We start from the raw sequence: 13,679 nt of genomic DNA on the forward strand, positions 1-13,679 counted from the left end.
ATGCTAGCCGCTACCATCGATGAGCCGCATGGTCCAATTCCCGAAAGAACCTCGGACCTTGTCTTTCTCCATTCTCGGGGGTGTCTCTCTTTCCGGGGCCGTGGCGCCGGCGGTGGTCGCAGCTTCGCTGACGGCGTGCCTTCTGGGGGCGCCGCCCGCGTCCGGGCTTCCCTTGTTCAGCCCTCCCGCCCGGCAGGAGATGAGCCTTGTGCCGTCGGCGCTGCAGCAGGCGGACCCCGACGAGCCGGCACCGGCGCTGATGGGACCCCCGCGGCCTGGCGCCGAGGTCGATCCTGATCTTCAGTTCCTTCGGAGCATTCTCCAGAATCCCGCCAATTCACCAGAGGTCCGGCAGGGGGCCGCCCTTCGCATCGTGACGCGTGGAAGCGCCGATGCGCGGCGCATCATCGACGAAGCGCTGCGCTCCGGCGACACCGGGCAGATCGATGCTGTTGCGACCGCAATGGACGATGAGGCGCGCCGACCAAGCGCCATGCTCGAAGCGCTGCTCGTCGCCCTCGGGTCGGCGCCGCGGGAGTTGCATCCCAAGGTCACTCGCCTGCTCGCGCGCGAAGGCGACGCCGCGTCAGAGCGCGTGGCGGCGCTTGCGCTCGATCCGGCGCGTCCGACCTCGGAGCGCCTCGCCTACATCTTCGCGATGGGTCAACTGCGCGGGCGCGACCAGCTGCCCGATCTCATCGCGCTCCTCGATGAGCGGCGTCGCGAGCCTGCCGAGGTCATTCGTGAAGCATGCGAAGCCCTCGATCGCATCACCGGGCAGCGACTGGGGAACAATGCCGAGTCGTGGCGCCAGTGGTGGGCGGCGCGGCGTGCGGCGCCGACTCCGGAGTTCATGGTCGTTTCACTTCAGGATCAGTTGGCGCAGCTTCACAAGCAGCTCGAACTTGAGAATGAGCGCGGTACGAAGCTCGTCGGCAAACTGCGTCAGGCCTATCTCGACTTCCTAGTCACGATGCCGGTCCCCGAGCGCTCGGAGCGCATCGTGCTGCTGCTCGATGACGAGATGCCCGAGGTCCGCAACATCGGTCTCTCGCAGGTGGAGCGCATGCTGCGAAACGGCGAGCGACCTCCCGAAACGCTCGTGACCAAGGTCCTCGAGCGCGTCACCGATCGCGTGCCGGCCATTCGAGCCCGAGCGGTCCGCGTGATTGGCGACCTTGGCGCGCTGCGTGCGAGTGAACGGATCGCCGAGCTTCTTCCCGCCGAAGGCGACTCCGCAACGGCCGAGGCGATGCTTCGACAGCTCGGCGTGAGGCCGTCGGAGGCGGCGTTCGGGCCCGCCACGGCGAGGCTCGCCGATCCGATGCTCGCCGAAGTCGCCGCGTTCGCGGTCAATCGAGTGGCCGATGCAGGCCTGACGCCTCCGGGCTGGGAACTCCTCGTGATCGAGCCGGCTCGACGGGCCATGCAGCAGAAGCCGACGCCGGAGATCCTTCGACTCGTGGCTGCGGCTGGCGGCGATGCGGATCGAGACCTTGTGGAGGAGTTCCTCGCGTCCGACGATGAAATCCTTCGCGTGGGCGCAGCCGAAGGTATGCGCCGCGCCGGTCGCCGTCGCGCGCTCATGGAGCGAGCCGAGGTTGATGCAGGCATCTACCCCGTCGCCGTCGCCGCCGTCGCCGATCAGCCACCCTCGTCGGTGGTGGTGGCCATGCTGGTCGACATGCCGCCGAAGCCCGACCAGGTGGAGACATGGAACGCGGCGCTGGCGCGAGTGCTCGAGGGGCTCTCTCCCAGCGACCTTCTCGCAGTCGATGAGACCATCGCACCGCTCCCGTTCGTCACCGCAAGGGCCCGCACGAGTGGATTGCGCGCCGCGGTGAATGCCTCGGGTGCCATCGAAGCGTCCACCCGCCATGAGCTGATGGGTCGTCTGGCTGATCTGCTCATGGCCGAGGGAGATTCGCGAGCGGCGCTCCGACTGCTGACGGATGAGCGCCAGCAGGAGGCGCCGTCACTGCGCCCGCGACTCTTCCGCGCTGCCGCCATGGAAGGGGAGTATGAACTGGCCGCAGGAATCGAGCCCACGGCGGCGCCGTGGCTCACGCTGCTTGAGTCGCTGGTGCCGAGAGCGCCGCGGCAGGCTCGTCCGCTCGCCGATGAGATCAACCTTCGCTTTGGCCGATCGCTTTCGGATGCGGAGCGCGATCGACTGGCGACCGCGGAGCGCTCACTGGCCCGCGTTGGCGAGAGCTGATCACACCGCGGCGCCGAGCGTTCGATGTCGGCTAGGCTGTTCGCCCCCATGAGCACCGCCATGACCCGTCGTCCCAAGTCGACCCGCTCGAGCAACGATCCCAAGGCCGCGCCTTCGGCTCGCGCTTCGGGCAAGGTGAAGGTGTCACGCCCTTCGTCGCCCACGCGCATCGAGAAGGATTCGATGGGCGAGATGATCGTTCCGCACGACGCGCTCTTCGGCGCGACCACGCAGCGGGCGGTCTTGAACTTCCCGGTCTCCGGTCGCCCAGTTCCGCCGCAGCTCATCGAGGCCTACCTGCTCCTCAAGAAGTGCTGCGCTGAGTCAAATCGGGACTTGGGCCTGCTCGACACCGCGCGGACCAGGGCGATCGTCGGCGCCTGCAACGAACTGCTCGAGCCCTTCGCCGCGGACGCTGCCGACGGCATCGCCGCGGTGATGCGTCACTTCCCCATCGATGTCTTCCAGACCGGCTCCGGCACCTCGACGAACATGAATGTCAACGAGGTGATCGCCAATGTCGCCTCGCGCCGCGCAGGTCGTGAGATCGGATCGCGCGACCCCGTTCACCCCAACGACGATGTGAATGCCGGCCAGAGCTCGAATGACACCTTTCCGACGGCAACGCAGATCGCCGGTTGCGCCCTCATTCAGGAGCGCCTGCTGCCGGCGCTCGAGCGACTCGCGGTGGCGCTGGAGAGGAAGGCGAAGGCATGGGATCGCATCGTCAAGGTGGGCCGGACCCATCTCATGGATGCGACCCCCATTCGCATGGGCCAGGTCTTCTCGGGGTATGCGGCGGCGGTGCGCGAGGGTGTACGACGAGCGTCGAGCGCCCTCCGAGCGATGGCTGAAAACCTGCCGATCGGCGGGACCGCGGTGGGCACGGGCATCAACGCTCATCCGAAGTTCGGCGCCACGGTCGCGAAGCGCCTCTCTGCGTCGCTGCGGATTCCCTTCCGCGAGGCGAAGAATCACTTTGAAGCGCAGGCGACGCGCGACTGTGTCGTCGAGGCAAGCGGCGCACTCAGGACGATCGCGGTCAGCCTTTCGAAGATTGCCGGTGACATCCGTCTGCTCGGCTCCGGCCCTCGCTGCGGCCTTGGCGAACTCAGCCTGCCTGCAACACAGCCGGGCAGTTCGATCATGCCGGGCAAGGTCAATCCCGTGATCTGCGAGAGCGTCATCATGGTCTCGGCGCAGGTCATCGGCAATGACACGGCGATCACGGTTGGCGGCCTCGGCGGCGTCGGCAGCGTGCTCGAACTCAATGTCGCCATGCCGATGATCTCAGAGAACCTCATCGAGAGCATCTCCCTCCTGTCGGAGGCGTGCGGCATGTTCGTCGACAGGTGCATTGACGGCCTCGAAGTCAACGAGAAGACGGCCACCGGCATGGTGGAGCGCAGCTTGATGATGTGCACCTCGCTCGCGCCGGTCATTGGCTACGACCGTGCGGCCAAGCTCGCCAAGGATGCCTTCGCCAGCGGCCAGACCGTGCGCGAACTGGCGCTTGAACAGAAGCTCGTCGACGCGAAGACGCTCGACCGCCTGCTCGACCCGACGGCGATGACGAAGCCCGGCGGCAAGGGACCTGGCGGCGGTTGAACCCGCCGGTCAGTAGACCTCGAGCATGCAGCGATGGGTCGGGCGCACGAAGCGCCGGATCTGCTCCTCGCTCCACTCCAGAGGGGCGACCTCGGCGATCGGCCCTTGTCTCGTGAGATAGCCCGAGTCGAGGCCTTGCCTCGCGAGCAGGTGGAAGAGCCCCGTCTGCATGCCTGCAAGGCCGCAGATGTAGATCAGCGTGGTCGGCTTCGCGAGCAGCGGCGCGAAGAGGTCGAGACGCCGTTCGATGAACTGGTGCACATATTCGCCACGCCCGCCATCGGCGCGACGCTCACGGCTGATGACCGGGTGATAGTGGAAGCTGGAGTGACGCGACGCGAGGTCGGTGAAGAGTCCGTCGTAGAGGAGATCCGTGGTGTACGGCGCTCCCATCACCAGATGCACCGTGCGGGTGCAGGGGCGCCATGAGCCGGCGGCGGGTGATCCTTCGGGCGGACCTTCGAAGAGCTCCTTGATGAAGCCGCGGAACGGCGCGATGCCGGTGCCCGTCGCCAGGAAGAGGTAGTCGTGCTGCTCGACATCCGTGGGGAGAAGGAAGCGCTTGCCCGCGGGGCCGCTGAGTTGGATCGGTTCACCCGGTCGGAGGTCGCAGAGGTAGTTCGAGCAGACGCCTAGGAAGAGGCCGTGATCGCCGGGATCGTCCTTCGGACCCTGCGGGGCGCGCTCCGCGATCAGGCGCTTGGGCGTGGTCGCCATGATGCGCCCGTGGCCATCTTCACCCCAGGTCGGGCTGGCGATGGAGTAGAGGCGAACCTTGTGGGGCCGTCCGTGGGCATCAACTCCCGGGGGAATGATGCCGAAACTCTGTCCAGCCAGGAAGTTCCCCTCGAGCGGGGTTCCCGCGAGATCGATCTCGACATGCCGAACAAAGCTTGAACTCTTCCCTCGCATGCAGAGTTCGTTCGAAACCACGCGGCCCGTGACCGGGGAACCCGGCATCACGAGTTGCATCTTGGCTGCGGGGAGGGAGGGTTCCACGAGGTCGGTCGGGGGTCCGGGGAGCGTTGTCACGGGGCCATCGTAGGTCCAGCGTCGCATTTTGGGTCCCACAATGGCCGCCGCGCCGATACAACAACGCTCCCGTTCGGCGACCCCGGCCGGGACCACAGGTTTCGAACTCACTCCAGACGCGAGGGATCGCATGGACTTCTTCCGCATTCAGGGTGGACGCCGGCTCTCGGGCCGGATCTCGGTTGAGGGAAGCAAGAACGCCGCGCTGCCGATGATGGCGGCGTCGCTGTTGACCGATCAGCCGGTCGTCCTGCGCAATGTTGCGGAGCTCTCTGACATCGCCAACATGGCGCGCCTGCTCGATGAACTCGGTGTCGCGGTGCGCTTCTCCGAAGGGGCTGTCACGCTTCACAGCCAGGACGAGAATCGCATCACCGCCCGATACGATGTCGTCCGCACGATGCGTGCAAGCATCTGCACGCTGGGGCCGATGCTCGCCCGGCGCCGCCGCGCGGTGGTGAGCATGCCGGGCGGTTGCGCCTTCGGTGACCGTCCCGTCGACCTCCATGTGAAGGGCATGCTGGCGCTCGGCGCGAAGGTCGAGCAGCGCAACGGCAATCTCGTCGTGTCGGCGGAACGCCTCAAGGGCGGCACCGTCTTCCTCGGTGGTCCCAACGGCAGCACCGTCCTGGGCACGGCGAATGTCATGAGCGCGGCCACCATTGCGAAGGGGCGCACGATCATCGAATGCGCCGCCTGTGAACCTGAGATTGTCGATCTCGCGAGGCTCCTGACGCGGATGGGTGCGAAGATCCAGGGAGCAGGCTCGCCGCGCATCATCATCGATGGTGTCGATGAGCTCGGCGGCGCCGATTATCGCGTGATGTCCGATCGCATTGTCGCGGGAACCTACGCCGTGGCCGCTGCCATGACTAACGGCGATGTCATCATCGATGAGTTCCCGATGGACGCCCTCATCGCCGCGGTGCATTATCTGGGCGAGATCGGCGTCCATGTCGAAACGAAGTCGGAGAATGAAGATCGCACCCGCTGCACGGTCCGGGTCTCGAGCGAGCGCACGCTGCGGCCGGCCATGATCACCACTCAACCTCACCCGGGTTTCCCCACGGACCTGCAAGCGCAGTTCATGGCGCTCCTCTGTCTGGCGCAGGGCAACAGCATCGTGACCGAGAAGATCTATCCCGAGCGGTTCCTCCATGTCGCCGAGCTCTCCCGCATGGGCGCGAGGCTCTTCAGGCAGGGGCCGACCGTCATGGTCGCGGGTGGCGGCGAGCTCGTCGGAGCCCCCGTGATGGCGAGCGACCTGCGCGCAAGCGCTTCGCTGGTGCTGGCCGGGCTGGCGGCCCGGGGGGAGACGATCGTCAACCGCGTCTATCACCTCGATCGCGGCTATGCGCAGATGGAGGTGGTGCTCCGCGGCCTCGGCGCCGACATTGAGCGATTGAGCGACTCCGCCCACGCGCCGTCCGCCGATCCCGCGGCCGAGGGCGCATCACCCGCCGGCGGCGTTCTTCCGCTCGGCGCTGCGCAGTTCATGCAGCACGATCGCTGAGGTCACCGCGACATTCAGTGGAATGTCCGGCATCGAGCGCACTCGCACGACCAGGTCGGCGCGCGCCATGATCTCGGCAGAGACACCGTGGCCCTCGGCGCCGAAGATGACCGCCGACACCGCGGGCAGTGCCGCGCGATCGAGGTCGATGGCGTCGGCGGAGTTCTCCGCCACCACGATCGAGCGATCTCCTTGCCGCAAGTGATCGAGCGCTTCGCTCAGCGACGGAGCTTCGGCCCAAGGCACTCCGAAGACATGCCCCATGCTGATGCGCACTGCCTTTCGGGTGAGCGGATCGGCGCTGCGCGGGGAGAGCAGCACCCCGGCGGCCCCGAGTGCCGCGGCGTTCCTGAAGATCGAACCCATGTTGTCGACATGAACTACGCCATCGGTGACGAGCAGCGGCCGAGGGTCTCGCTCCGGCTCCGCGGCTCGGAGCAGCATGGCGAGGTCAGCGCGTGCACTCATCGAGCGTCGGCCGAGTCCGAGCGCACCATGGTGGTGGTCGAAGCCTGAGATGCGCTCAATGAGGGCACGCTCCGCGACGAAGAGCGATGCCGGACCTCCTTGGAATGCGCGGTCGATGAGCGGCGCCTGTCGTGCGTGGATCTCCGGGGTCAGGAGAAGCGATTCGATCGTGAGTGCCGGCGGCAGCAGCTCACCTTCATGTCGGCGGATCATCGAGGTGAGCCAGCGCACGAGGCACGCCTCGCTCTCGACCAGGAAGAGACCATGCCGACCACGGAGGTCGGCGTCGCGCGAATCCCGATAGAGGGCGATGCGTATGTCGTCGAGGTCACGGACCTCATGGGCGATCGCCGACTGCACCCCGCTCATGATCGCAGGGCGGCTCGATCAAGAACTCGGAGCATGCGCTCGAGGTCACGGCGATAGCGCGCCATCGCTGGAACGACCTCCCGTTCGAGTTGCCGCCGAATGGCTGGCGTGATCTGTCCGCCGGAACGAATGAGTGCGGCGTCGGCACTCTGCACGGCGGCCTGCAGATCGGCGGCGCTCAGGGCCACTGCGTTCGCCGAGAGGATGAGGTCGAGACCCGCTCGATCGCGAGCCGATGGGGGCTGGAAGATGCGCACGAGCGTCGTGAACATCTCGGGTCCGGTGGTGCGCCAGAGCTCGCTTCCCGTGATTGCAAAGCCGGTCTTCGTGATCAGCAGATCGTTCTTCACCTCGGGCCAGAGCGCCCGCGCCACCCAGCCGATGAGTCGCGCCTGGGCAAAGGCGGAGGTGAAGCACGCGACAATGTCATCGCCCGCCTCGCCGAAACTGCTGAACAGCGGCGCGAGTTCCCGTCCGAGAGCACGAAGCCCGCTGTCTGCGCCGAACTCATCTCCGAGCTGGCTGATTCGATGGACGAGGCCTGAGGGGTCACCTTCGGTGGCCTCGATGCGCGACTGGATCTGCCGATAGGCCGCTCGCATTGACTCCATCCGTTCGGACCACGGTTCCATGTCGGCCCTGACTGCGCTTGAGGCTTCCTTCATCGCCTCGAGAAGATCGGCCCAGAGACCGGAGGCGTGATGCGCCGCGGGATCGCCCGGCGCCACCCCATCGGCAGCGGAGCCGAGAATGACGCGCTGCACGGCCTCGAGATTGGTGATGGTCGAGCGAAGGTGGTCGGCGCCCTCGCTCCCCAGGATCGACTCAAAGGCTCCCTTGCGGCGAGCGAGGAAGAAGGGGCGTCCCTTCGGCTGGAGCGGCGTGAGGGTGGCACCGTGGCCGACCCGCCCCGGCAGCGCCGGAGTTCGAATCGAGCCGACATTCAGGATGTCGAGCTCGCCTTGGCCGCTGAGCGGATTGACATCGTGGACAATGATCGCGCTCGAGCGGAGTTCAACTTCGGCATCCAGTGTGAAGACAATCTCGACGGTGCCGGAGGGGTGATCGCCTCGCTCCTCGCGGGTCAGAAAGCCGGCCCCGGGCGAGCGCGGCGTCATGGTGATCGAAACGACCGAGCCCATGATCACACCACCGACGCGCACGGGACTGCCGGGGCGAAGGCCCCCCGCGCCGCGCTCGACTTCACCCACCACGCTCCAGGTTCGCATCGCCTTCCACTGATGCGCGCCGAGCACGATCAGCGCGGTCATGCCCACCACGATGATCGCGATGATCAGGGTGCCCAGTCGCATGGCTCGCCGGTCAGCGTCGGGAGTGAACTCCATGCTCGGCCTCCGTCAGATCATGGCGCCGCGCCGGCGGAGCCTGGCGATGCATGAAGGACCTCGCCGAGGCGGACGCGGGCTTGATCGAACTTCTGCGTGGCCTCCAGCACCTGCGTCTCAATCGAGCGGCGGAAGGCTGGATCGCTCGCGAACCGATTGCCGGGGTCGGCGAGGACCGCCCGAAGCGTCTCGGTCGCGGCGTTCAGATCGCTGGTGGCCATCGCGAAGGTCGCTGCGGCCTGATAGAGGTTCTCGTTGGCGATCTCCGACGGACCGGGAGGATTGAGCAGCCGCCACGGATTGCGGCGCACCTCGATGGTGGCGAGCTTGAGCTGCGTCGCCGTCTCCCGCGCGTTGTCGAGGAATGCACGAATGGTCGGGACCTGCGCCGTGAGTTCCGCTTGCGCCTGGGCGAGCATGGTGTCGAGCGAGCTGGCCGAGGCGATGGCGTAGTCGAGGATCATCTCGACCTTCGGCATGGCCGTCTCCTTCGCTTCGACCATCACCGCTCTCGCGGCGGCGGCGGCGTCAACCGCCTCGTCGAGGAAGGTCTCGACCTGCGCCTTCGGCGCGAGGAACGCATTGACTCGAGCCAGCGACTGGTCGGCGTTGTCGAGCGCGCTGGTGACGGTCTTTCGCCAGGTCTCGTAGTCCTTGGCGAACTGTTCGACCACCTCCCGCGCGTTCGCCAGGATCGGCACACCATCCTGGTCGAGGGCCTGGGTGAACGACGCCACATTGCGGAGGATGCCGCCGACTTCGGAGGCGTTCTCCGCGCCGACAATGGCCGCCAGCAGGCCGGAGCCCGAGCTTGCGTCGATGATGGTTCCGGGCGGAATCTGGTTCGTCGCGCGGCCTCGCGCGTCGAGCTTCGGAATGCCCACCGACACGAAGTTCAGCGAGGCGGTGTTGCCGAGCGGGCTCGCCACCCGGATGACGCGGACTCCTTCGTCCACGCCCGATGGATTCGGGACATTGGAGAAGAGGGCGATGCCTTCGTCGAGTTCGATGCGCACCAAGATGCTGTTCACATCACCGGTGCTCGGATTCAGGTCGGGATAGACCTCGACGACGCGCCCGTGGTTCAGACCGCCGACCTGGACATCGGAGCCTCGCGCCAGGCCCGCGACGCCATCTTCCAGCGTGAAGCGGACGATGAACTGGGTGCGGGGCTTGAACGGATCAACTCGGAGCAGCGTCCAAGCGACTGCACCCGTGAGAAAGAGACAGGTCAGTACGAAGACGCCGGCACGAACGGAATTGGAGAACTGCTCGCGCGCCATGGATGAAAGACGCGGATGTTGTATCAGGTTCCCTCGCGCGGCGCGAGGGGATGCGGCCGGGGACCGTTAGCCCCCTTGAACCATGCGCTCATTGGTGTCATAGCGCTTCAGGGCCGCCAGCAGTTGCTCCATCTGCACCGGGGGCGGCACCGACAAGAGCCGCCGCCGCAGAGCGGTGACGGTCTTCAGTTCCCGTTCGCCCATGAGCAGGTGCTCCTTGCGCGTTCCGCTCGCGGCAAGGTTGATGGCGGGGAAGATGCGCTTCTCGGCGACCGAGCGATCGAGGACGAGCTCCATATTGCCGGTGCCCTTGAACTCCTCGAAGATGATCTGGTCCGCGCGGCTGCCGGTGTCGACCAGGCAGCTCGCGATGATCGTCAGCGAGCCACCCTCCTCGGCCTTTCGGGCTGCACCGAAAAGCTGCTTGGGCACTTCGAGCGCTCGGCTGTCGAGTCCTCCGGACATGGTGCGCCCGCTCGATCCGTAGCGGCGGCTGTTGTTGAACGCCCGACCAAGGCGAGTGAGCGAGTCGAGGAGCACCACGACATCCTTGCCCGCCTCCACCATGCGCTTGGCGCGATCGATGGCGAGAATGCCGAGCGTCAGGTGTCGCTCGAGATCCTGATCGTTGCTGGACGCCAGCACTTGGGCAGGCACATTTCGCTTGAAGTCGGTGACTTCCTCCGGTCGCTCGTCGATCAGCAGCGCCACGAGCTCGACCTGCGGATGATTGTGCTTGATGCCGAAGGCGATGTTCTGGAGGAGAATCGTCTTGCCGGCCTTCGGGGGCGCCACGATCAGACCTCGCGTGCCGTAGCCGATCGGGCAGAAGAGATCGATGAGCCGACACGACGGCGGGCAGCCGCGATACTCAAGACCCATGCGCGGCTGCGGGTCGAGCGGAGTCAGCTCATGAAAGGGCTTCCGCTGGGCATAGGCCTCCGGAGGCAGACCTTCGATCTCGAGCAGCCGATCGACGACGCGCCGAGTGCGACGCCCCTGGCCGGGGCGCCGCCGTCGGCTCTTTCGATCGACGATCTCGGCGAGCACCTGTGCGCCGGGCCGAAGGGGATAGCGCTCGGTGAGTTCCGGAGGAACGATGGGATCGTCCGGCCCTTCGATGAGTCCGTCGGCGAACTGCCTGATCCGGCCCTCGGCGCCCTGCGGCATCTCGAGGATCCCACTGCATGTGTTCATGCGCAAATCCGTTGGATCGGCTCCGAAACAGTCGGCGAGGGGCGAACGGGCCACAATGCTCCGCTCATGAACCCGGGTGCCGTTGCTGCACGGAGTGCGTCGTCACGATGGTGAGCGACTCGACCCTGATGCAAAAGGTCGCCGTCTTCCGAGGCGACGGAAGTAGTGGAGCCGGGGGCGGGGTCGATGTCAAGTCATCGGCACACCATACGCTCGCGAGGCCGGTTCTCATGTGGCATGAATGGCGCGTGCCACCCGGGCAGCCAGGGCGGCGTTCGCACGAAGCAACACCAGGTTGGCCCGGAGTGAAGCCCCGGAGGTCGCTTCCACCAGATGTCCGAGGAGGACGGGAGTCACCGCCGCACCTCGCGGGGCCGCGCCCTTGCTGGCGTTGCGGGCGGGCGCATCGGCCACCGACGGATCGAGGGCAACCGCTGGATCGACGGGGTTCGCCAGCAGCACCCCGGCGCCGCCGAGCGTCCAATGCTCCTTCGCAAGACGGGCCGCCGCGTCGGCGCTGTCGACGCGCATCGTCACCCGGAGCGCCGGATCGGACGCCGTGATGAAGCGCGGGAAGGCATCGGTTCCGAAGCCCACGACCGGCACCGAGAGCGCTTCGAGCGCCTCCACGGTGGCAGGGAGGTCGAGGATGGACTTGGCACCGCTCGAGACGACGACGAGCGGCTCGCGCGCCAGCGAAAGGAGATCTGCCGAAACATCGAGCTGCGTCTGCCATGCTCGATGGACGCCCCCGATGCCTCCGGTTGCAAAGACGCGAAGTCCGGCTGCGCGGGCGAGTCGCAGAGCGGCCGAGACGGTGGTTCCACCGGACGCCCTGTCGGCGATGGCCGATGCGAGGTCGCGCGCGGCGAGTTTCCGTGCCGAGCCATCCGAGGCCAACTGGTCAAGCTGGGCGTCGTCGAGACCCACGCAAGGAAGGCCGTCGAGGACCGCCGTCACGGCGGGAGTTGCCCCGGAAGCCCGCACTGCGGCGGCCATGCACCTGGCCGCCGCGAGGTGAAGTGGCGCATCGGGGTCGATTCCCTCGGGCGCCGCGCCCACTCCTGGCCAGCGCACCGTGAGGGCCCCCCAGTTTTCGCGCGGCAGCCCATGAGTGAGCACCGCAGTCTCAAGGGCCACCACCGGATGGCCTTCCGCGAGGGCCCTTCGAACTTCTTCGGAGCAGTGGATCGACATGGTCAGGTGCGATGAACGGCCACGGGCGCAAGGGCTTCGCCGGCGCCGCTCGAATCCGGAGTTCAGCGCTTGCGGCCGGGGACACGGCCACCGAGCCGGCGCGGTGGAAGCGCCGTCGGCACGATTCCCCCGGGGAACTTGGCGAGATCGACCGGCGCGCTCGGACCGCTCTCCTCCGAGTTCGGCGCGGGCGGAGTCAACGCGAAGCGGTTCTTCGACAGGTCGCTCTCCTGCCGGCGCTTGGCGGCGAGTTCACGCTGCGCCTGCACATCGGCGGGGACGGGCCCGGGGGTGAAGTCGTCGTACTCCTTGCGGGGGATCTCGATGTTCGCGAGCATTTCGATGGCCGTCAGCAGGTCGCCCTGATCGGGGCAGACGAAGCTCCAGGCGACGCCCTCGCGCCCGGCGCGCGCGGTTCGTCCAATGCGGTGGATGTAGACCTCCGGGTCTTCCGGAAGGTCATAGTTCACCACATGGCTGATGTCCTCGACATCGAGCCCGCGCGCTGCCAGGTCGCTTGCGACAAGCACGCTCAGGGTGCCCCCCCGAAGGTGCTCCATCACTTTGTCCCGCTTCTTCTGGAACATGTCCCCGTGCATCGGATGGGCCTCGATCCGGTGCCTGGCGAGGTACTCGGCCACCTGGTCGACCGTGCGCTTGGTCCGACAGAAGACGACGGTCAACTCGGGCTTCTCATGCTGAAGCAGGTGCAGGAGCAGGCGCCGCTTGTCCCATGGTTCGACCGGCAGGTAGCTCTGCTTCACCTGCGTGACCGTCAGGCTCTTCTCGAAGGTGACGAGCTTCTCCGGCGCGTTCATGTATGAACGCGCCAGCCGCTCAATCTCGCCCGCGATGGTGGCCGAGACAAAGACCGTCTGCGGCCGCTGCTTCATCGAGCCGAGGATCCTGCGGATGTCGTCACGGAAGCCGATGTCGAGCATCCGGTCGACCTCGTCGAGAACGGCGAAGCGCACCTGGTCGTACGGCAGGAGCCCCCGGGCGTGCATGTCCATGATGCGGCCGGGGGTGCCCACGACGATGCAGACGCCCTTCTCCAGCTTGTGGGCCTGCGCCTTGACCGAGTGTCCGCCATAGACCGCCGCGACCGTGTGGCCGCCGTAGCGAGCCAGGTCGTGCATCTCCTTGGCGACCTGGATGGCCAACTCTCGGGTCGGCACCAACACGAGCCCGTGAAACCGGCCCTTGGGCTCAAGCCGGGCGAGCATGGGCAGCGCGAATGCGGCTGTCTTGCCCGTGCCCGTCCTCGCCTGGCCGAGGCAATCCTTGCCGGCGAGCGCGGGGGGAATCAGCGCAGCCTGGATCCGCGTCGGATGGACGAAGCCCTTCTCCGTGACGGCCTTGAGCTGCGCCTCGGGCAGTCCAAGGTCGGCGAAGGTGCGCGAAGTATCGAATGTCTCGTGCGAGCTCACGGGAAATGTGGATGAGCA

10 protein-coding genes are annotated in these 13,679 nt (G+C 66.9%); 3 read left to right on the forward strand and 7 right to left on the reverse strand.

Features of this window, described 5'->3' with window-relative positions; all coding sequences use genetic code 11:
• Positions 1–58: 58 nt before the first annotated feature.
• Positions 59–2,218: a hypothetical protein gene (locus KF724_07170; GenBank protein MBX3355464.1), complete on the forward strand. Its 2,160-nt coding sequence runs from the start codon at positions 59–61 to the stop codon at positions 2,216–2,218.
• 60 nt (positions 2,219–2,278) lie between these two features.
• Positions 2,279–3,826, forward strand: coding sequence for a class II fumarate hydratase (locus tag KF724_07175; GenBank protein ID MBX3355465.1), 1,548 nt, complete (start codon positions 2,279–2,281; stop codon positions 3,824–3,826).
• Between the two features lie 9 nt (positions 3,827–3,835).
• On the opposite strand, the gene KF724_07180 is transcribed toward KF724_07175, so the two are convergent.
• Entirely contained in the window at positions 3,836–4,858 is a 1,023-nt protein-coding gene (locus tag KF724_07180; protein MBX3355466.1) for a hypothetical protein, read from the reverse strand.
• 130 nt (positions 4,859–4,988) lie between these two features.
• On the opposite strand from KF724_07180, the gene murA reads away from it, so the two are divergent.
• Entirely contained in the window at positions 4,989–6,371 is a 1,383-nt protein-coding gene (murA, locus tag KF724_07185; GenBank protein MBX3355467.1) for a UDP-N-acetylglucosamine 1-carboxyvinyltransferase, read from the forward strand.
• Here murA and KF724_07190 read toward each other — a convergent pair.
• The 6 genes from KF724_07190 to KF724_07215 form a co-directional block, all read right to left on the reverse strand.
• Positions 6,312–7,208, reverse strand: a complete 897-nt coding sequence (locus KF724_07190; GenBank protein ID MBX3355468.1) for a hypothetical protein — start codon at positions 7,206–7,208, stop codon at positions 6,312–6,314. The two genes, murA and KF724_07190, sit on opposite strands and share 60 nt — an antisense overlap.
• Positions 7,205–8,554 carry a hypothetical protein gene (locus KF724_07195; protein ID MBX3355469.1) on the reverse strand — a complete coding sequence of 450 codons (1,350 nt, stop codon included), beginning with the start codon at positions 8,552–8,554 and terminating at the stop codon, positions 7,205–7,207. Before KF724_07195 ends, KF724_07190 begins: the two co-directional genes overlap by 4 nt.
• Before the next feature lie 17 nt (positions 8,555–8,571).
• The gene (locus KF724_07200; GenBank protein MBX3355470.1) at positions 8,572–9,837 is read right to left on the reverse strand and encodes a hypothetical protein; all 1,266 of its coding nucleotides are present in this window, start codon (positions 9,835–9,837) and stop codon (positions 8,572–8,574) included.
• Positions 9,838–9,903: 66 nt separating this feature from the next.
• Entirely contained in the window at positions 9,904–11,034 is a 1,131-nt protein-coding gene (rho, locus tag KF724_07205) for a transcription termination factor Rho (GenBank protein MBX3355471.1), read from the reverse strand.
• A gap of 228 nt (positions 11,035–11,262) precedes the next feature.
• Positions 11,263–12,231, reverse strand: coding sequence for a pseudouridine-5'-phosphate glycosidase (locus KF724_07210; protein MBX3355472.1), 969 nt, complete (start codon positions 12,229–12,231; stop codon positions 11,263–11,265).
• A 62-nt stretch (positions 12,232–12,293) separates the two neighbouring features.
• A complete protein-coding gene (locus KF724_07215) occupies positions 12,294–13,661 on the reverse strand; it encodes a DEAD/DEAH box helicase (protein ID MBX3355473.1) in 1,368 nt (455 codons plus the stop codon).
• Positions 13,662–13,679 lie beyond the last annotated feature (18 nt).

Source organism: Phycisphaeraceae bacterium (assembly GCA_019636735.1).
In the GTDB taxonomy this organism is placed as follows: Bacteria; Planctomycetota; Phycisphaerae; order Phycisphaerales; family SM1A02; genus VGXK01.

Excerpts from the sequence above, each read along its gene's own strand:
- KF724_07175 (MBX3355465.1), top strand. The coding sequence starts at position 2,279 with ATGACCCGTCGTCCCAAGTCGACCCGCTCGAGCAACGATCCCAAGGCC.
- murA (MBX3355467.1), top strand. The coding sequence starts at position 4,989 with ATGGACTTCTTCCGCATTCAGGGTGGACGCCGGCTCTCGGGCCGGATC.
- KF724_07190 (MBX3355468.1), bottom strand. The coding sequence starts at position 7,208 with ATGAGCGGGGTGCAGTCGGCGATCGCCCATGAGGTCCGTGACCTCGAC.
- KF724_07195 (MBX3355469.1), bottom strand. The coding sequence starts at position 8,554 with ATGGAGTTCACTCCCGACGCTGACCGGCGAGCCATGCGACTGGGCACC.
- KF724_07200 (MBX3355470.1), bottom strand. The coding sequence starts at position 9,837 with ATGGCGCGCGAGCAGTTCTCCAATTCCGTTCGTGCCGGCGTCTTCGTA.
- rho (MBX3355471.1), bottom strand. The coding sequence starts at position 11,034 with ATGAACACATGCAGTGGGATCCTCGAGATGCCGCAGGGCGCCGAGGGC.
- KF724_07210 (MBX3355472.1), bottom strand. The coding sequence starts at position 12,231 with ATGTCGATCCACTGCTCCGAAGAAGTTCGAAGGGCCCTCGCGGAAGGC.